This is a genomic window from Caproiciproducens sp. NJN-50, assembly GCF_004103755.1.
Classification (GTDB): Bacteria; Bacillota; Clostridia; order Oscillospirales; family Acutalibacteraceae; genus Caproicibacter.
The window spans coordinates 74,736-93,386 of sequence record NZ_CP035283.1 but is presented as its reverse complement, the minus strand read 5'-3'; the positions used below and the strand labels follow the sequence as shown (position 1 = coordinate 93,386).

22 protein-coding genes are annotated in these 18,651 nt (G+C 55.0%); 10 read left to right on the top strand and 12 right to left on the bottom strand.

Features of this window, described 5'->3' with window-relative positions; all coding sequences use genetic code 11:
• Positions 1-38: 38 nt before the first annotated feature.
• The 4 genes from EQM14_RS00440 to EQM14_RS00425 are packed head-to-tail and all read right to left on the bottom strand — an operon-like array spanning position 39 to position 2,724.
• Positions 39-590: a 2-oxoacid:acceptor oxidoreductase family protein gene (locus EQM14_RS00440; RefSeq protein WP_128741107.1), complete on the bottom strand. Its 552-nt coding sequence runs from the start codon at positions 588-590 to the stop codon at positions 39-41.
• Positions 590-1,399 carry a thiamine pyrophosphate-dependent enzyme gene (locus EQM14_RS00435; RefSeq protein WP_128741106.1) on the bottom strand — a complete coding sequence of 270 codons (810 nt, stop codon included), beginning with the start codon at positions 1,397-1,399 and terminating at the stop codon, positions 590-592. The genes EQM14_RS00440 and EQM14_RS00435 overlap by 1 nt, the downstream gene beginning before the upstream one ends.
• Entirely contained in the window at positions 1,378-2,529 is a 1,152-nt protein-coding gene (locus EQM14_RS00430; protein ID WP_128741105.1) for a 2-oxoacid:acceptor oxidoreductase subunit alpha, read from the bottom strand. Before EQM14_RS00430 ends, EQM14_RS00435 begins: the two co-directional genes overlap by 22 nt.
• Before the next feature lie 3 nt (positions 2,530-2,532).
• On the bottom strand, positions 2,533-2,724 hold the full coding sequence (locus EQM14_RS00425; protein ID WP_128741104.1) for a 4Fe-4S dicluster domain-containing protein: 192 nt from the start codon (positions 2,722-2,724) through the stop codon (positions 2,533-2,535).
• Positions 2,725-2,874: 150 nt separating this feature from the next.
• On the opposite strand from EQM14_RS00425, the gene EQM14_RS00420 reads away from it, so the two are divergent.
• From EQM14_RS00420 to EQM14_RS00385, 8 genes are all read left to right on the top strand, one after another.
• On the top strand, positions 2,875-3,798 hold the full coding sequence (locus EQM14_RS00420) for a LysR family transcriptional regulator (RefSeq protein WP_128741103.1): 924 nt from the start codon (positions 2,875-2,877) through the stop codon (positions 3,796-3,798).
• A 386-nt stretch (positions 3,799-4,184) separates the two neighbouring features.
• Positions 4,185-5,588: a sodium:solute symporter family protein gene (locus EQM14_RS00415; protein WP_164918895.1), complete on the top strand. Its 1,404-nt coding sequence runs from the start codon at positions 4,185-4,187 to the stop codon at positions 5,586-5,588.
• Positions 5,589-5,625: 37 nt separating this feature from the next.
• Positions 5,626-6,021: a phenylpyruvate tautomerase MIF-related protein gene (locus EQM14_RS00410; protein WP_164918894.1), complete on the top strand. Its 396-nt coding sequence runs from the start codon at positions 5,626-5,628 to the stop codon at positions 6,019-6,021.
• A 56-nt stretch (positions 6,022-6,077) separates the two neighbouring features.
• Positions 6,078-6,656 carry a flavin reductase family protein gene (locus EQM14_RS00405; RefSeq protein WP_128741100.1) on the top strand — a complete coding sequence of 193 codons (579 nt, stop codon included), beginning with the start codon at positions 6,078-6,080 and terminating at the stop codon, positions 6,654-6,656.
• Positions 6,657-6,759: 103 nt separating this feature from the next.
• Positions 6,760-8,157 carry a dipeptidase gene (locus EQM14_RS00400; protein WP_128741099.1) on the top strand — a complete coding sequence of 466 codons (1,398 nt, stop codon included), beginning with the start codon at positions 6,760-6,762 and terminating at the stop codon, positions 8,155-8,157.
• A 24-nt stretch (positions 8,158-8,181) separates the two neighbouring features.
• Positions 8,182-8,706 carry an L-2-amino-thiazoline-4-carboxylic acid hydrolase gene (locus EQM14_RS00395; protein ID WP_128741098.1) on the top strand — a complete coding sequence of 175 codons (525 nt, stop codon included), beginning with the start codon at positions 8,182-8,184 and terminating at the stop codon, positions 8,704-8,706.
• 37 nt (positions 8,707-8,743) lie between these two features.
• Entirely contained in the window at positions 8,744-10,030 is a 1,287-nt protein-coding gene (locus EQM14_RS00390) for an L-cysteine desulfidase family protein (RefSeq protein ID WP_442861465.1), read from the top strand.
• 233 nt (positions 10,031-10,263) lie between these two features.
• Positions 10,264-10,995 (top strand): GntR family transcriptional regulator, encoded by a 732-nt coding sequence (locus tag EQM14_RS00385; RefSeq protein WP_128741096.1) that lies wholly within the window; start codon positions 10,264-10,266, stop codon positions 10,993-10,995.
• A 196-nt stretch (positions 10,996-11,191) separates the two neighbouring features.
• On the opposite strand, the gene EQM14_RS00380 is transcribed toward EQM14_RS00385, so the two are convergent.
• The 3 genes from EQM14_RS00380 to EQM14_RS00370 form a co-directional block, all read right to left on the bottom strand.
• Complete coding sequence (locus EQM14_RS00380; protein ID WP_128741095.1) at positions 11,192-11,656, bottom strand: DUF4358 domain-containing protein; 465 nt, start codon at positions 11,654-11,656, stop codon at positions 11,192-11,194.
• Positions 11,657-11,672: 16 nt separating this feature from the next.
• The gene (locus EQM14_RS00375) at positions 11,673-12,578 is read right to left on the bottom strand and encodes a GDSL-type esterase/lipase family protein (RefSeq protein ID WP_128741094.1); all 906 of its coding nucleotides are present in this window, start codon (positions 12,576-12,578) and stop codon (positions 11,673-11,675) included.
• A gap of 143 nt (positions 12,579-12,721) precedes the next feature.
• Entirely contained in the window at positions 12,722-13,420 is a 699-nt protein-coding gene (locus tag EQM14_RS00370; protein WP_128741093.1) for a GNAT family N-acetyltransferase, read from the bottom strand.
• 249 nt (positions 13,421-13,669) lie between these two features.
• Between EQM14_RS00370 and EQM14_RS00365 the strand changes: the two genes are divergently transcribed.
• Positions 13,670-13,936 (top strand): hypothetical protein, encoded by a 267-nt coding sequence (locus tag EQM14_RS00365; protein ID WP_128741092.1) that lies wholly within the window; start codon positions 13,670-13,672, stop codon positions 13,934-13,936.
• A 16-nt stretch (positions 13,937-13,952) separates the two neighbouring features.
• On the opposite strand, the gene EQM14_RS00360 is transcribed toward EQM14_RS00365, so the two are convergent.
• From EQM14_RS00360 to EQM14_RS00345, 4 genes are all read right to left on the bottom strand, one after another.
• Entirely contained in the window at positions 13,953-14,960 is a 1,008-nt protein-coding gene (locus EQM14_RS00360; protein ID WP_128741091.1) for a GGGtGRT protein, read from the bottom strand.
• Between the two features lie 23 nt (positions 14,961-14,983).
• A complete protein-coding gene (locus EQM14_RS00355; protein ID WP_128741090.1) occupies positions 14,984-15,676 on the bottom strand; it encodes an iron-sulfur cluster assembly scaffold protein in 693 nt (230 codons plus the stop codon).
• A gap of 179 nt (positions 15,677-15,855) precedes the next feature.
• Positions 15,856-16,443, bottom strand: a complete 588-nt coding sequence (locus tag EQM14_RS00350) for a hypothetical protein (RefSeq protein WP_128741089.1) — start codon at positions 16,441-16,443, stop codon at positions 15,856-15,858.
• A 3-nt stretch (positions 16,444-16,446) separates the two neighbouring features.
• Positions 16,447-16,737 (bottom strand): hypothetical protein, encoded by a 291-nt coding sequence (locus tag EQM14_RS00345; protein ID WP_128741088.1) that lies wholly within the window; start codon positions 16,735-16,737, stop codon positions 16,447-16,449.
• Between the two features lie 189 nt (positions 16,738-16,926).
• On the opposite strand from EQM14_RS00345, the gene pta reads away from it, so the two are divergent.
• A complete protein-coding gene (gene pta, locus EQM14_RS00340) occupies positions 16,927-17,931 on the top strand; it encodes a phosphate acetyltransferase (protein WP_128741087.1) in 1,005 nt (334 codons plus the stop codon).
• 62 nt (positions 17,932-17,993) lie between these two features.
• Here the strand turns inward: pta and EQM14_RS00335 are convergent, their stop codons facing one another.
• Positions 17,994-18,302 carry an MGMT family protein gene (locus EQM14_RS00335; RefSeq protein WP_128741086.1) on the bottom strand — a complete coding sequence of 103 codons (309 nt, stop codon included), beginning with the start codon at positions 18,300-18,302 and terminating at the stop codon, positions 17,994-17,996.
• Positions 18,303-18,651: the final 349 nt, after the last annotated feature.

Sequence of the window (18,651 nt, the reverse complement as noted above, 5' to 3'; positions counted from 1 at the left end):
TTCCGGATTTCTGCCGGCGGGCAGCCCCGCAGAAAATGCTATTTCAGGTTCCGCCCCAGCGCATACCCGGTGTCAAACGCTTTATAGTTAAGAAGGAGAACCTTCTCTCCCTTCCGTCCGAAAAATTCCTTCAGGGATTGTTTGGCCCCCTCGGAAGAAACGGCCCCGGTAAAACCGGCGATCAGTCCCATGGTCAGGATGTTCGCGGTTGCAGGATTGCCCGTTTCCCTCGCGAGGGAGGAAACAGCGATCCCCCTTTCCCGGGCGGCCTGCTCCGGGTGGGGCACAATGCTGTCGGAATCATAGAGAAGGATTGCTTTTTCGCCGATCTTGCCGGAATAGCGTTCATAAGCAACCTGGGCCAGGCAGACGACCAGGTCGGGTTCCGTGACGTCCGGAAAAAAGATCTCCCGATCGCTGATAATGACATCCGATTTGGAAAAGGTGCCGCGTGTTTCCACTCCGTAATCCGAAGTGAGCGTCGCCATTTTCTGTTCCTGCAGGACGGCGGTTTCGGCAATCAGCGTGCCGCAGAGAATCATTCCCTGTCCGCCGACGCCGCTGATCGTGATCTCAGTTTGTTTCCCCATTATTTTTCCCCCTTCAGACCGTCGATCACGCGCTGATAGGCGGTGCTGTAATCTTCCTGTTCGCGGTCCTCAAAGACGCCCGTGACGAATTTTCCGCAGAGATCCTCCCGGGACATGGCCTGTGCTTTGGCGGCTGGCACCGTGCGGTCCTTGATCCACTGCATCATGGCCGGAGCGGAAGGCATTCTGTTGGACCGGCCGAAATGCGTCGGGCAGGGAGAGATCACCTCGACAAACGAGAATCCCCGGTGAAGCAGCGCCAGCTCTACCAGCCGATTGAGCTGAACCACATCGAAAACCGTGCCGCGGGCCACAAAGGGGGCCCCCGCCGCCCTGACGACCCCGCACACGTCAAAGCCTTTTTCCACGTGCCCGTACGGGGAAGTTTTCGTAATCGCGTGTTTGGGTGTCGTACCGGAATACTGGCCTCCGGTCATTCCATAATTGAGGTTGTTTACCATGATGGCGGTCACGTCGGCATTCCGCCGCGCTGCATGGATCAAATGGTTGCCGCCGATGGTGATGCCGTCTCCGTCCCCCATCAGGGCGATCACATTCAGGCCGGGGTTCGCCAGCTTGATCCCGGTGGCAAAGGCCAGCGCACGGCCGTGAGTGCCGTGAAACGTGTTGGTCCTTACATAATCGTCCGCTTTGCCCCAGCAGCCGATTCCGGTGACAACGACCGTGTTTTCCCTGCTCCACTTCTGCTTGTCAACGTTTCGCAGAAGGGACTGGAGAACAATCCCGTTTCCGCAGCCGGAACACCAGAAATGGGGCATTTTTTCTTTCAGCAAATAGTCCTGCAGCATGATTCTGAGACCTCCTCTATTTTTGCTGTAATGTCCGCCGGCTCGATCGGGCGGCCATCCACGCGATTCACGCCGACCACGGGGATACCGCGGCTGTTCCGCAGGCGTATCACGTCGATGTACTGCCCCAGATTCAGCTCCGGCACAATGACCGCCTTTGCCCGGAGCATGGCGCTCCCGATTTCCTTTTCCGCAGCCGGCCATACCGTGACCAATTGCAGGACACCCGCACGGATTCCCCGCGCGCGGGCTTTCTCCATTGCGGAAAGCGCGGCGCGGACCGTGCCTCCGTAGGCGACGACCACATACTCGGCGTCATCCATACGAAACTCCCTCGTGATGGTCAGCTCCTCCGCATGGCTCTCGATCTTCTCGCTCAGGTGGCGGATGACGCGGTCCGCGTTCCGGGGGCTGGTGCATGGGCGCCCCGCTTCGTCGTGCATGCTGCCGTTCACCTTAAAGACATATTTGCCGCCGTAGGATGCCAGAGGAGCCAGCCCGTTAGAATGGTCGTACGGGAGGTACTTCTCCGGAGCGCAGGCGGGGCCGGTGCGTTCAACAACCCGGATTTCGTCCGGATCCCGGAGCATTACCCGCTCCTTCAAGTGCCCGATGATTTCGTCCGCCAGGAAAATGACCGGCGTTCTGTAGGTCTCCGCATAATTGAACGCCGTAATCATAAGGTCGAAGCAGTCCTGTACGGAGGAAGGCGCAAGCGCAATCACGGAATGGTCACCGTGCGTTCCCCACCTCGCCTGCATGACGTCTCCCTGAGCGGGCTTCGTCGCCATGCCCGTGCTGGGTCCGGACCGCTGAACATCGATGACGACGCAGGGGATTTCTCCCATCACGGCGACGCCGAGATTTTCGGACATCAGGGACAGGCCCGGACCGCTGGTGGCCGTATAAGCCTTTTTCCCCGCGCAAACGGCGCCGATCAGCGCCGCCATGCTGCCGAGCTCGTCCTCCATCTGAATGTACAGGCCTCCGGCCCGGGGCAGGCGCGCAGCGGATGTTTCTGCGACCTCGGTCGAAGGCGTGATGGGATATCCCGCGTAAAACCTTGCTCCGGCGGCGATGGCTCCCTCTGTCATGGCCTCGTTTCCCTGCATGAATCTGAGCTTTCCCATTGTTCAACCCTCCATCTTTACTGCCATCGCAAAATCCGGGCAGCGCATTTCACAAAGCCTGCAGCCGATGCATTCTTCCGAACGGGTTGGCTCCGGATATCCATCCCCGTCTTTTTCCAGAACCTGTTTGGGGCAGAACGCGATACAGATTCCGCACTTTTTACACCATGCCTTGTTTACCGTGATGATTTTCAAAACGATCCCGTCCTTTTTCTCTGTGATTGGCTTGCTTTGACTTTAATATATTCGTATATTCATATGTGTTATTATAAACTATTGACATCCTAATGTAAAATTGATAGATTTAATTGTATCGTTCAATTTTTCCGATGGGAGATGGAGCTTATGGAATTTCGGTTTCTGCACAGTTTTCTGCGCATCGCAGAACTGGAAAGTTTTACAAAGGCGGCGGACGAGCTGGGGTATGCGCAGTCTACGGTAACGATGCAGATACAGCAGTTGGAGAGGGAAGTGGGGTTCCCTTTGTTTGAGCGGATCGGAAAGCGCGTCATACTAACGCCTTATGGGCAGCAAATGAAAGCGTATGCCAAGGAAATTCTGAAGATTGAAGCTCAAATTCAAAATTTGGGAAACGATGACACCCGTTTGCTCAGGGGGACGCTCCGGATCGGCATTGTGGAATCCATCATCAATTCGCTCCTTTTAAACATTATCAAAGAGTACTGTGCCCGTTTTCCCAAAGTATCCGTCAAGATCATTCCCGCCGTTACGGCGCAGTTGGTGGATCTGCTCCGCCACAATGAAGTGGACATCATCATGACAATGGGGGAAAACACCGGCGCCGGCGACTGTGTCTGCGCTGCGAGTCATCAGGAAAACGCGGTGTTTTTCTCCTCGCCCGGCCATCCCCTTGCCAACGGTCGCTCCGTTGCGCTGGAAGCGGTTTTTGATTACCCCATGATCCTCACCGGAGAAAATACGTTTTTACAGCAGGAGCTGAACCGGATTGCCGCTCGCTGCCATAAAAACATCATTTACAGCATACAAACGGGAAGTTCGCAGATTATTGCAAATCTGGTGCAGCAGGGGTTGGGGATTTCCTTTCTTCCGGAGTATCTGCTCCAATCGCCGTTTCTGCAAAGTAACCTTTCCATTCTGCCTGTAAAAGATTTTTCGCTGCCCTTTTACGTCCATGTCTTCTATCATAAAAACAAGTGGGTCACTCCGCAAATGCGCGGACTGGTCGCGCTGATTCAAGAATACTGGAATAAACACGATAATGCAAACTCAGAGCCGTTCAAATCCTGATATTTAACGGAAGTATAAAAATTGTCTTGACAACGTGAAAAAATTAGGTTATATTGTCAACAGTCTTTATAAAGACATATACATTATGACAACAATAATGATATGCACTTTATCTGCAGCCTGTCACACATGTTTACCCATTGACCGGTTTTTGTTGAACAAGTCGCCCCGTAAAATTTTTAAAGGGAGGTGTGGTTGTCCTGGATTCCGCCGCTGCCGTACAGAGCGGTGACCGCAGTCCGGCGTACTGCGAAACGCAGGCAGGGCCTTTGCGAACGGCGGAACGTCGCTTGCTATAATTTCTCGAGACAACGGAAACATAAAAGAAAAGGACTGTCACTGGTGTGAATGATGTGATGTATCGAAGTTAAGTTGGAGGGATAAAATTGCGCTATTTATGGTTCATCTTTGCTTACCTTGCGGTGGTTGTTATTTATGGACTTTACATCACGAAGAAAAAGGTGAAAGAAAGCAAGGACTTCGCAAACGCCGGCAAAAGCCTGCCCCTTGTCATCGTTCTCGGCACCCTGATCGCCACCTGGTTTGGCGGAGGAAGTATTACCGGGTGCGCTAATATCGTGTATTCCCGCGGCATCATCCCAGGACTGATCTATCAGTACGCGACTCCCATCGGTCTCATCGTCGTGTTCTTTCTGGCGGGCAGAATCAGGGCCACGGAGGAAACGTCCGTCGCCGGGCTGTTCACCAAGCGGTACAATAAAGTGGCGGGCATTCTGGCGGCTGTCTTTATTGTTCTCTCCTACATCGGCACCGCTTCCTATCAATTCAAAGGCGCCGGTTATATTCTGAATATCACGACCGGCATTCCCGTCCCCGTCGGCACGGCGATCGCGGCTGTCGTCATCGTGATCCTCTGCGTGTCCGGAGGCCTTACCTCCGTCGCCTACACCGATTCGATCAGCGCCTTTTTCATTTTCTTGTCCTTCATGCTGGCGATCCCCTGCCTGCTGATGAAAAGCGGCGGCTTTGCCGGTCTCACCGCCCAGATCCCCGACAGCTATTTCACCCTGGCCGGCGCTCAGAACAATGCTGCAAGCTCGTGGGGCGTTCTCATCGCCACCAGTGTCCTGGCAATGGGCGACCAGAATCTGTTCATCCGTTTTGCGGCTTCCAAGGACAGAAAAACCGCAAAGAAATCCGCCGGCCTGATGATCATCGGCTGCCTGATTCTCGGTACTTGTGTCGTTTTGATCGAATCCTACGCGATTCCTTACCTGAAGGACATCAAGCCGGACACGGCTCTGATGATGGTCGCGATGAATCTGCTGCCCTTCGGCGTCGGCGGCCTGCTGCTTTCAGCCTGCGTGGCGTTCCTGATGACGACCGGAGATTCTTATCTGCTTTCCTCCGCGACGACCTTGGACGCCGACGTGCTTGTCCCTTACTTTATTAAGAAGCCGAAGACGGACAGGCAGAATATGATCCGCCTGAGGCTGGTCGTGGTCCTGATCGGTCTTGTGGCCTATCTGCTGATCGCAAAGTTTACGGACATTCTCAGCATTATTATGTACGCTTATACCGTTTACGCCGCCGCCATCTCCCCGTCCCTGGTCGCCGCACTGCTCTGGAAGCGCGCGACGCCCGCCGGCGCCGTCACTTCCATTGCGCTGGGCGGCACCTGCGCCCTCGTCTGGGAGCTATTCCTGAAAAACACGATTGGGAACGGGCTGGATTCTTCCCTGATCGCCATTCCCGTTTCGGTCGCCGCTTTGATTGTGGTGAGCCTGCTCACCAAGCCGAAACAGGAAGCGGTACTTGAAACCAATTAAAAACTACATAAAAATTTATAATTAGGAGGAAATGAGTATGCCAGGTGTATTCATTCAGACAAATGTCGACTATTCCGAAAGCACAAAGGAGGCCGTACTTCGCAAATTCAACAAGGTAATGGTTGAGGTTGCGCACAAAAACGAAGAAGCGGTGATGGTCACCCTTCAAAAAGTAGACGGCGCGATGGGAAATTCCAATGAGCCGTTCGGATTTATCGACGTTCGCAGCATGAACGGCATCGACCACAAAACCAACAACGATGTATGCGCCGCCATGACCAAGATTATGCAGGAGGAGTTCGGAATCGATCCCCTGCGGCTTTACATCACTTTCATCCACATTCCGGAGACCTGCTGGGGCCTGATGGGGGGCATCGCTATCTGGGATTCCAAGTCCCGCGTCTGGGTCGTAAACGGCGAACCCTGCAAGTAAGCAGACCCGACTGAATACCGGCAGAAATTGAATCTGATTTTGAAAGGGGTATCCTTATGGCAAAGAAAAATATCGGCGCAGCCACGGCTGTTTCTCCCATTCCCGCGTTCATGGTAACCTGTGCGAACAAAGCAGGCGAAGCCAATATCATTACGATCTCCTACGGCGGCATCATCAACGCCAACCCTCCCATGGTGTCCATTTCCGTCCGAGACTCCCGTTATTCCTACCCCATGCTGAAGGAAACCGGTGAATTTGTGGTCAATATTCCCGGGGAAAACCTGGCGAAAGAAACCGATATCTGCGGAATACGCAGCGCCAGGAACGTCAACAAATGGGAACTTGCCCAGCTGACCCCGCAGCCTTCCTCCATCGTCAAAGCGCCCATGATTAAAGAATGCCCCGTCAATATGGAGTGTATCGTCAGACATGTCGTCGCGCTCGGCTCGCATGATATTTTTCTCGCCGAAGTTGTCGCCACCCATATCGACGAAGAGATTCTGGACGACAAGGATAAGGTCATGATTGAAAAGTTCAAGCCCTTCGCTTTCTGCTACAACTCCCAGGAGTACTGGACGCTTGATAAGCTGATCGGCCATTACGGCTGGGCCAACAAATATCTTCAGGGCAAATAGGCTCTGTCGGAGCGGAACGGGAGGAGTGGTTTGACGGAATCACTCCCCTTTTCCTTCTCAGCCAACCATATTCATTGCTGCTGAAACGTATGAGGTACGACAAATGGACAAAACGAATCACACGGAATTTTTTGAAGATATTGACCGCTGTTCCGGCCGCTATGTGGAAGAACTCTGTGATTTTCTGCGCATTCCGGGAGTAAGCTCGGATTCCGGCAGAGGCCGCGCAATGGAAGAGTCCGCCGAGTGGATACTGGAAAAGCTGCGCGCGCTTGATTTCCGCGGCGGCATTCACTTCGCCGGCGGCAGCCCGATTGTGATGGCAAGACAAGAGTACAGCCGGTCGGCGCCGACCCTTCTGATCTACGGCCATTACGACGTGCAGCCGGAGGATCCTCTCGACGAATGGAAAAGCCCGCCCTTTGAGCCGACTCTCCGGGACGGCGCCATTTACGCGAGAGGGGCCAACGATGACAAGGGGCAATTCTACACCTACCTGAAAGCATTGGAGACATACAAACGCATCCGCGGTGTCATTCCGCTGAACCTTATCGTTCTGGCGGAAGGAGAAGAGGAGATCGGCAGCAAAAGCCTGATGCATTTTCTCAATCAAAAAAAAGACCAGCTTCACAGTGATATTTTTCTCGTTTCAGACAGTTCGATGCTCTCGAAAGATATCCCCGCGGTCACCTGTGGATTCCGCGGAATTGTATCCTTTGAAATCACGCTTCAGACCATGGCGAAGGACCTGCACTCCGGGCTGTTTGGCGGAATCGCCCTGAATGCCGCCGAAGTTCTGTCGGATCTTCTGGCAAAACTGAAGGACAGCGGCAGCGGAAAAATCCTTGTTCCCGGCTTTTACGAGGACGTCCGTCCGGTCGCCGAGCAGGAGCGGCGCGCGATGGAACAGCTGAATTATGACGAGGCGGCCGTTGCGAAAAGCCTTGGAATGACAAAACTGTCCGGCGAACGCGGCTATTCGGCAATGGAACGAAAAAGCATCCGGCCTACACTGGATATCAACGGGATGTGGAGCGGCTTTACCGGGGAGGGTTCCAAAACCGTGATACCGGCCCGGGCCTCCGCCAAAATCAGCGCCAGGCTGGTGCCGGACCAGCAGCCTGATCTTATTTTTCAATGTTTCAAGGATTTTGTCGCCGGTCATCTGCCCGCAGGCGTAAAAGCCGATGTCCGCTACCTGTTCGGAGCCATGCCCGTCCTTGCGGAGATCGACGATCCCAACGTCCGCCTGGCGGCGGAATCCATCGAAGAGGGTTTCGGTGTTGCCCCCGCCTTTATTCGTTCGGGCGGTACCATTCATATCATCAGCGAAATTAAAAACACACTGAAAATCCCGTCCATGCTGATTTTGGGGTGGGGGCGCCCGGAGAACGGCTCCCATTCTCCCAACGAGCATTTTTACATCAGCGATTTTCAGAAAGCCGTCCGCAGCTTATGCGTGCTTTTCGACAAGCTGTCCGGTCATGAGGAAAAACGATAGATTGAATTTAAGGAAGATGAAATTATGGTCGAAGAACAGGTGTCCGGGGAAAAGGCCGTGGAGAATGTTCTGATCATGGCGGAAAGGCTGGCTTTCCTTCATTATGCATTTGCAAAAACGCTGGAGGATGCGCTGCCCAAGGAGACGGCGGAAACGCTGATCCGCAGCGCCATTGAGAAATACGGACAGCTTGCGGCCGAATCCGTAATGGAGAACCTTAAACAGCAGGGCCTCAAGCCAACGCTGAAAAACTTTAAGTATGGAAAAGACCTTCCCTCAATGGGATGGAAATTTGTTCCCATGGAGATGCCCGCCGATAAGCCGGAGGGAAAAATCAGCAAAATTACCTATTGCCCCATGGCGGAGGCGTGGAAAAAATTAGGTCCCGACGGCGTCCGTCTGGGCAAAAGGTACTGTCAGATCGATCAGGAAAAATACAAGGCGTACGGGAAGGGTTATAAATGCTTCCATGACCGGAATACGATGGACGGCGACGACTGCTGCGTCATCCGGGTTGAATTGAACGGCCAGGAAGAGCGCGAAAAATGAAGCGCCGTGTCTTTGCGGCGCAACTTAAAGATGGAGAATGAGAATGGAGAAGACAGATCCTTGTTATCAGGCCTACACGCAGATTCTTCACGAGGAATTGGTGCCGGCTATGGGCTGCACGGAGCCGATCGCTCTTGCCTACGGCGCGGCAAAAGCCCGCTCCGTCCTGGGTGGATTGCCGGACCGCGTGGAAGTGCTGGTCAGTGGCAACATCATTAAAAACGTAAAAAGCGTCATCGTGCCAAATACCGGCGGACTCAAAGGGATCGGGGCCGCGGTGGCGGCCGGTATCGTCGCGGGAGATGAAACGCGGCAGCTGCAGGTGCTTTCCCGCGTAACGGCGGAGCAGAAGGAACGGATCGCGGCTTTTCTGCAAGGCTGTCCCATTGATGTGAAGGCTACGAAATCCGGCCCCACATTCGACATCGGCCTGACTTTGTTCAAGGGTTCCGGCTACGTTCGTTTGCGCATTGTGGATTATCATACCAATATCGTGCTGGTAGAAAAAGACGGTGCCATCTTAAAAAAAGACGAGCTTCAGGACAAGGACACGGACAGCGGTTTGACGGATCGCTCCTGCCTCAATGTAAAAAAGATTCTGGATTACGCCGCCACCGTGGAACTGGACTGCGTGCGGGACATTTTGGAAGAGCAGATACGTTACAATATGGCCATCTCCAAGGAAGGGCTGACCCATAACTGGGGAGCCTGTATCGGCCGGGTATTACTCCAATCCAGGGACGACAGCCTGAACATCCGCTGCCGCGCCGCCGCTGCCGCCGGTTCCGACGCCCGCATGAGCGGATGCGAAATGCCGGTCGTCATCTGTTCGGGCAGCGGGAATCAGGGCATTGCCGCTTCGGTGCCCGTTATTGTCTACGCGGAAAACAAGAGCCATACGCACGAGGAAACTCTGCGCGCTTTGGTGGTCAGCAATCTGATTACCATCCACCAGAAAAGCAGCATCGGGCGGCTCAGTGCTTTCTGCGGAGCCGTAAGCGCCGGCTGCGGAGCCGGCGCAGCCATCGCATGGCTGGAAACCGGTGACTACGATGCCGTCGCACACACTCTGGTCAACGCCCTGGCGATTGTTTCCGGAATCATCTGCGACGGAGCCAAATCCTCCTGCGCCGCCAAGATTTCCACTGCGGTGGAAGCAGGATTGCTGGGATTCGAGATGTATCGAAACGAGAAACAGTTTGTTAACGGAGATGGAATCGTAGCAAATAACGTGGAAAATACCATTCGGAATGTCGGCCGGGTTGGAAGGGACGGCATGCGTGAGACGGACCAGGTGATCCTGCGCATCATGACCGGCAGATAAAACGACGTTTTTTTAAACCGAGCCGGAAAGATTTTTCCGCAGGCATAAGAAACTTACTTTGTTTAAGGGAAAACCATCAGATCAGCCTTACGGTCGGACTGAATCTTGACAAAATGCAATTATTAAGATATTATAGAATATAAATACTATAAATATATAAACAATCCGTTGTAAAGAGGGAGGGGACCTGAGCAGATTACACCCCAGAGGTCGTCTCGCGCTTGGGAATAGATATGAAGACAAATTCTCTTTATCATTGCATTTATCAGGACATCAAAGACCAGATTCTCCAGGGAAAACTGAAGCCGGGAGATCAGCTGCCCGCTGAAGCGGAGCTTGAAAAGCTTTATCGCACAAGCCGCGCCCCCGTCAGACAGGCGCTTTCCATGCTTGAACACGAGGCGTTTTTGGACCGGCGCCAGGGGCGGGGAACCTTTGTCTGCGACAGAAAGAAACAGAGCCACTGGCTGTTTTCAAGCGGTTTTGCCTCCGACATGGAACGTGATTTCGACTTCATCAGCAGCAAAGTGCTCTACATTCGGCTTGAGAAGCCGGACGATGATATCCGGCGGACTTTTGCGCTGGACGGCGATCAACAGGTCATCCACATCCATCGTCTGCGCTATTTTAAAAACGCCCCTATTTTTTTAATAGACAACTATCTGAAAGATTCTTTCAACATAGAGAAATTCAAGCGTGCAACAGACTTTTTTCTCATCAGCGAAGTTCTGGAAGCAGACTTTCAAATTTCTTTATACAAAGCGGAAGAAGAAATCCGCGCCTCCGTTGCAGACAGCCGGATTGCAAAGGAAATGGAGATTCCGAACGGATATCCGATTCTTGACATCAAACGCGTCAACTACACGGAGAATGAAAGAATTGTTTATGTCAGCAGATATAAAGTCTGCACGGACCGATGGGCTCATAGAGCGGCCTATTATTCAAAGGGCCAATGCTTCGACTGAGCTTTTGCCCGGTGCGGATGCTTTCACGGACGGTCCTGAACGGCCCGAATTCATTCCGTATGGCGTTTAAAACAAAGCCTCCTTTTGTTTTCCATGCAGCAGGTCTATCCTGCATGGAGCAAACAAAAGGAGGCTTTCTGTATCAAAAATCTTTTCTTTCCAGTAAATCAGCCGGAGAGCAAGATCCGCCGGGGCATCACGAAAAGAAACCGTCGATCGTCTTCTTCGCGGTTTCGTTTTCATCTGAAACGCACAGAATCACATATTTTCCCTTTTCTTCCAGCACCGGTTCCTTCAGCTTCGCCATCTCGGCGGGCTGATAGTCCTGAAAGCCCGCCTTCTGATCCTCGATGCGCTGCTCCGCCTTCTCCTTGACCCGGCCGGCCGCCTGCTCGTCCTTCGCCTCGAACGCGGCGACTTCCTCCGCCGTCGCACCCGTGCTTTCGTAAACGGCGGCCTTGACCAAGTCGCCGGAATCGATCCCGTAGAGCTTGACTGCCATGTCCTGATTCAGTTCGGACATCTGATCCTTGAACTTGACGGAGGAAATCAGTTCTTCCGCCACTTTCTGCACATCCGCCGCCTTTGTGCTTCCGCCGCCGTGGCAGCCCGGCAGCAACAGCAGCAGCGCCGCCGCAGCGCAGAGAATTCTCTTTTTCATTCCCGTTCCCCCGTATTCACTCCGTATGCGTTTTCAGATAATCGCACCATTTGGCACAGTACTCGGAATTCAAATGGACTCCGTCCATCGAGGCTTCCTCCGGCAGGACGCCGCCGGCTGAGATCGCCTGTGCCGCATCCAGAAAGACGACGTTTTCCTGTTTCGCGATCTTTTGAATCGCCTGATTGTAAGAGACGATTTTATTGTTATTATAGATGGAACTTTCCGCCGATTTCCGCGCGGATACCGGAAAGATCGCCTGGAGATAGATCCGCGCCTTCGGATGGTCTTTTTTCAGGTCCGCCACCATTTTTTTATAGTCGGAGACAAACGTCTGCATGCTGGACCAGCCAAGCTCGTTGACGCCGAGCATAATATAGATTTTGCCGAACGGATGCTTCGCCTGCGCCTGCATCACGGTCTCTTTTTTTCCTTTTTCTTCGATTTCATCTTTGGTGTAGACCGTGTTGACCATCAGGCCCTTGACGGCGTAGTACGTCGCGCCCGGAAGTCCGTCATAGTTTCTCAGGCCCTCCGTGCGGCTGTCGCCGATGAACAGCGCGTCCGAAAACCAGCCCTCCGGTGCCGGGGCCGAAACGGGCAGCCCGGTTCCCGAAGAGGGCGCCTCCGCCGCGGACGGCGGATCGTCAGGCGCTTTTGAAGACGGGGCCGGCTGCGACGATGCGGGGAATGCGGAAGAAGAGGGCAGGGCGCGGGAAGAAGCGGGCGGCGGAGCGGAAGAAGCGCCCGGCACCGCCGAAGCAGGACGGCCGGAACCCGCAAAGTCCTTTATCACCGCGGTGGTTCCCTCCGCCGCCGCGACCAGCAGGGAAAGAAAGCACAGACATACGGCGGCCCGCCACAGAAAAAGCTTTCTGCGTCTTCTTCTCCGGCGCAATACTTTTTCACTGATAGGCTGCATACGCGAACCGTTTCCTTTCCTGCCTTGCGTTCACCGTCACGATCTTTTTCTATTATACTCCAATCGCGCCGTCCGTAAAAGAGGAAAATTCGGGAATGACAAAAGTGTTATTCCCTGTTTACTTTTTGTAATTTTTTTGTCCTCTACCGCATCAGCCAGCAGATGGAATAATCCGACATGCGAAAGCCCAGCCTGCGGTGCAGCGCGACGGAAACCTCGTTTCCCGCCTTGATCTGCGCGTAGGGAACCGCCCCGCCCTTCAGCAGGCGGTTGGCCAGAAACGTCTCCAGCATCACGGCGATCCCCCGCCGCCGGAAGCGGGGCAAAACCTCCAGCAGCCCCATCGAGCCCTCTTCATGCATCCCGATAAAGCCCGCGGGTTCGCCCTCCACAAACGCGCCGAACATCACGCCGGCCCTCAGCCGGCCGAGAAGATATCCGTCTTCGGAAACATTCTGATAATGCTCCCTGACAAAGGGCAGAAAGCCTTCGTCCAGCCGCCGGATCAGGGCGGGACTTGCGCTTTCCTGAATCGGCTCCTTTTGAAGATATGCGGCGTTGCAGACCGGCATGCGGTGGCACAGGCCGAATTTTTCCTCCGCCGCCGCGGCGCAGCATTCCTGATGCGCCACGAACAGTTCCGAAGCGCCCAGTCCCGAGAGCATCCGCCGGGCCGTTTCCCCATCCTCCGCGCTGAGCATGTGCGTTCCGCTGTCCCGGTCATAGAGAAGGACCCCGGAGCCGGAAGCCGCCAGGACGCGCGCGCTGCCGCGCCGGACGCACCCGAGCATGTCCGCGTGCAGAACCGGGTCCTTCGTTAAATATTCCATTGCCTGATCCATTTTCTTTTCACCTCTCAAAAGATGAGCGGGAGTTTCCAGCTCCAGGTTTCCGCCTTGCGCGCATTGGCGGCAGGAACCTGTAAACTGAAGCGGGGAACCTTCGCGCAAACTTTAACCTGAATCCAAAAAATATAAAATTAGCGGGAGCGGCTTTGAACCGTCCCGCCAAAATTTCCTCCGGGCCAAACGGGCCTTTGCACCCGCCGTGCCGGAACTGTATGCCGCTCCGCGAACCGGGGGCCCCTACCGATGCAACTCGCTCCGCGGCGGGCGCAAGACGCCTCACTTGCCTACGGCAGCCACGACTGTGATCGCGCGGCCTGTTTAGCTGAACCTCTCGCACTGGGACGCTTTTTCTACGGTACGGCAAAAGCGCCGAACGGCGACAGCAGCGTCACGCTGCCGGGAGTTTCCCCCGTCCTGTCCCGCCGAAATCTTCTCCGGGCTAAAGTGGAGCGGGCCAAAGACGGACGATGTTCCCGGAAGTTCATGTCGTTGCGGCCGAGACCGCCGTAGGCGCGTGCGTGCAGACTCAGTCTGCCGCCTGGTAGACGGCGACCGCGCAGGCGACCGTTGCGCCGACCATCGGGTTGTTGCCCATGCCGATCAGGCCCATCATCTCCACGTGGGCCGGCACGGAGGAGGAACCAGCGAACTGGGCGTCGCCGTGCAGGCGGCCGAGCGAGTCGGTCAGGCCGTAGGAAGCGGGGCCCGCGCCCATGTTGTCCGGATGCAGCGTGCGGCCCGTGCCGCCGCCGGAAGCGACCGAGAAATATTTTTTGCCGTTTTCCAAAGCCCATTTTTTATAGGTGCCCGCGACCAGGTGCTGGAAGCGGACCGGGTTGGTGGAATTGCCGGTGATCGAGACGTCCACGCCCTCCAATTGCATGATCGCGACGCCCTCGCGCACGTCGTCCGCGCCGTAGCATTTCACATCCGCCCGTTCGCCGTCGGAGAACGCGCGCGTTTCCACCACGGTGAGCTTGTCGCTGAAGTAGTCGAACTGCGTCTTCACATAGGTAAAGCCGTTGATGCGGGAAATGATGTACGCCGCGTCCTTACCGAGGCCGTTCAGGATGACGCGCAGCGGCTCTTTGCGGGCGGAGTTCGCGGAACGGGCGATGCCGATCGCGCCTTCCGCCGCCGCGAAGGATTCGTGCCCGGCGAGGAAGCAGAAGCACTTCGTCTCGTCGCGCAGAAGCATCGCGCCCAGATTGCCGTGGCCGAGGCCGACTTTGCGCTGTTCCGCGACGGAGCCGGGAACCGTGAACGACTCCAGCCCGACGCCGATCTTTTCGGCGGCCTCCGCGGCGCTTTTCACGCCGGTTTTCAGGCCGATGGCGCAGCCGAGCGTATAGGCCCAAACCGCGTTGTCGAACGCGATCTGCTGAACGCCCTTGACGATTTTCTCCACGTCGATTCCCTTCGACAGGCAAAGATCGCGCGCTTCCTCGAGACCGGCAATCCCGTACTCGGCAAGACACTTCTCGATTTTGGCCATTCTTCTCTCTTTGTTCTCGAATTTTACCTCGTTAGCCATTTCGTTTGTCCTCCTCACTGGTCTCATTCTTCGCGCGGATCTATGTATTTCACCGCGCCGTCGAAGCGTCCGTACTGGCCGATATTCTTTTTATAGGCTTCGTCCGGGCTGACTCCGTGGCGGATGTCTTCCATCATTTTGCCGAGGCGGACAAACTGGTAGCCGATGACCTCGCTGTTCTCGTCCAGGGCGAGCCTGGTCACATAGCCCTCCGTCATTTCCAGGTAGCGCACGCCCTTCGGAAGCGTGCCGTACATGGTGCCGACCTGCGAGCGCAGACCCTTCCCCAGGTCTTCAAGCCCCGCGCCGACGGGCAGGCCGTCCTCGGAAAACGCCGTCTGGCTGCGGCCGTAGGCAAGCTGCTTGAACAGCTCGCGCATCGCGACGTTGATCGCGTCGCACACGAGGTCGGTGTTCAGGCATTCGAGCAGGGTCTTGCCGGGCAGGATCTCCGCGGCCATCGCGGCGGAATGCGTCATGCCGGAGCAGCCGATGGTTTCCACCAGAGCCTCCTGCACAATGCCGTCCTTCACATTCAGCGTCAGCTTGCAGGCGCCCTGCTGCGGCGCGCACCAGCCCACGCCGTGCGTCAGGCCGGACAGGTCTTTGATCTCATACGCCTTGACCCATTTCCCTTCCTCCGGGATGGGCGCGGGGCCGTGCTTCGGCCCTTTGGTTACCACACACATCTTTTCCACTTCTGCGGAATAATTCATATCGGTGCTCCTTTCGGTTCTGCATCCCCTGAAAATCTTTCCTCGCAGGACTTGCATATGCTTCTCATTATAATTGATTGTATATCTTTTATCAATATAAAATCCGAATCAATTTTTGTTTCCATTCCCTGAAGTTTTAGGCAAAAAGGCCCCGCGGACGGCTGCGGGGCCTCATAAAATTATTTATTTGAAAAGAGCTTTCGGTTTGCAAATTCCAGCAAGATATTATCAATACTTTCGAACTCGATCATGGAAATTTCGTCGAGCGGTTTTCTTATGGCATCCAGAAAGCCGCCGCTGGAAACGTCGACTGTTTTCAGAGAAAGCAGCCGATCCGTCAATGCCAAAACATATCCGGTATCCAAATTCTCCTCTTCGCAGTACCCCACGGTAATGATATGCTTTTTCAGGCATTGCCCGGTCAGCAAGTCAATCAGCGTATTCCGTTCGGGATCGAACGGCGGTTCCTGCTTCGGAGCGTCGCTTTGGGACAATCCCCTGCCTTCCCAATAGTCAAGATAGCACTCTAATTTTTTCAGATAATCCGTAGCCGTTTCAACATTCCGAACCGCCCCCAGTCTAAAAAAGCAATAGCCGCACCATCTGCCCTGGCTGTCCATTTCCCTCAGAACGAATCCTTCCTGATCCAGTGCTACGACGATGCCGGCGGAAAAGGAATCCTCGCTGCGCGTATACAATTCCACCAGGTCTTTTCTGTCTGCCGCAGTTTTCAGCTTTTCTTTGGTTTCTTCTATTTTATATTTCATAAATCACATCCATCTCGGTTTCCAATTGCTTTTCTGTTTCTTCTTTTCTGAGTTTCTACCCGGTCTGGGTTTTGTATGTTTGTCATAAGTACTTTTTCTTTTGTTTTTCGTATGTTCTTCAAAGCGATTGATCAAAGCCTTAACAACATGGTAGGGCGAATAATTAAACAACTGGCTTGCACTTGTCTTGGGTACAACTGTATGAGCCGATGCTGGTGTCGTCATACCTGCCATCTGAGAAAAGACAAGCAAAGAAATTAAAAAACATACTGCTATTTTTTTTATCCTTTTCATTATTTATCTCTCCTTTTATTTTATTATTGCTTATAATAATTATATAATGTCAATTTAAATTGTCAAGGAATATTTACTTCTGCCTGTTAAAAAGATAACTTTCCTTTTTTTCCTCACGCAACGGAGGTATAATAACAATTAGTATGTGTCCCTCCATGGGACGTTACATTTATACCTGATGAAAAGAGGATGTCAGCAATTATGAGTTTTATGGACAAAATGATTGAAAAAGCAATCAGCGATAAAAAGACGATCGTCCTTGCGGAAGGGACCGACCCGCGCGTCGTCGCGGCGGCCGCAGAGGTCATCCGGCGCAAAATCGCGAACGTGATCCTGCTCGGAAACGAACAGGAGGTCAAAAGGGCCGCGGACGGCCTGGACCTTTCGGGCGCGAAGATCATCGACCCGAAAAACACCGATCTGCACGACGATTACGCCAACACGTTTTACGAGATGCGCAAGGCCAAGGGCATGACCCCGGAAAAAGCCTCCGAAACGATGGAGGACGCGACCTATTTCGGCGTGATGCTGGTCAAAAAGGGCGTCGCGGACGGCATGGTCTCCGGCGCGTGCCACTCCACCGCGAACACGCTCCGCCCGGCGCTGCAGATCATCCGCACGGCGAAGGACGCGAAGATGGTCTCCGGCTTCTTTCTCATCAACGTGCCGAACTGCGAATACGGCGAAAACGGCACGTTCATCTTCGCGGACTGCGGCCTGAACATCAACCCGAACGCGGACGAGCTTTCCGAGATCGCCATCGCTTCCGCGAAGTCGTTCCAGTCCCTGGTCGGCGCGGAGCCGAAGGTCGCGATGCTTTCGTTCTCCAGCTACGGCAGCGGCAAGGACGCTCTGGTCGACAAGGTCGTGGAGGCGACAAAGCTCGCCAAGGAAAAAGCCCCGGACCTGATGCTGGACGGCGAACTGCAGGCGGACGCCGCGCTGGTTCCCTCCGTCGGCCAGTCGAAGGCGCCGGGCAGCAAGGTCGCGGGCCACGCGAACGTGCTTGTTTTCCCGGACCTGAACGCCGGCAACATCTGCTACAAGATGGTTGAGCGCCTCGCGAAGGCGGACGCCTACGGCCCGATCCTGCAGGGCATCGCCAGCCCGGTCAACGACCTGTCCCGCGGGTGCAAGGCCGAGGACATCGTCGGCGTGGTGGCCATCACGGCCGTTCAGGCGGCGAACCGCTGAAAGTTTTGAATCATAAAACGGCCGTCCGGAATCTTTCCGGGCGGCCGTTTCACAAAACACTTTCAGTCCCGCCACAAATGCTTTTCCATGTCGATGCGCCCGCCGGGCAGAAACGCGACGCCCTCCCGCTCCAGCAGGGCGCGCTGTGACTCAGGCCCGCCGAACACATGCTCCGGCGCGAGCTCGCCGCTCCGCCTGACGACCCGGTGACAGGGCAGTCCCGGAGGGGCGGCGTGCAGGGCATGCCCCACCAGCCGCGCCGCGCGCGGTTTCCCCGCGTAAAAGGCAACCTGCCCATAGGTCATCACCCTGCCCGCCGGGATTTCCGACACGATGCGGCAGACCCGCTGATAAAAGGATTCCGAATCCATCCTGTTTTCCTTCTTTCGCATATTGCAGCGTACCGCCGGACCATCCGGTCAGGTCGGCCCGCCTTTCGGCAATCGGTGAAACGGGCGGGACGGAGGTTAAATACTCCCGAAAGCTAAAGTCGGGAACGCCATAGGCGCGAAAAGACACTATGTGTCCGCCATAGGCGCGAAAAGACACTATGTGTCCGGACCGTCCGGCCGGGTCGGCTTGCCGGAAGCATCTGCCGCGGGAATAAAATCAGGCCGCGCGGATGCGTCGGCATTCGCGCGGCCCTTTGTCTGCGGCCCTGTTTTTCCAAACGACGGACCATGGGATGGACCGGGGAATCGAGAGGACCTCTCTGCATAC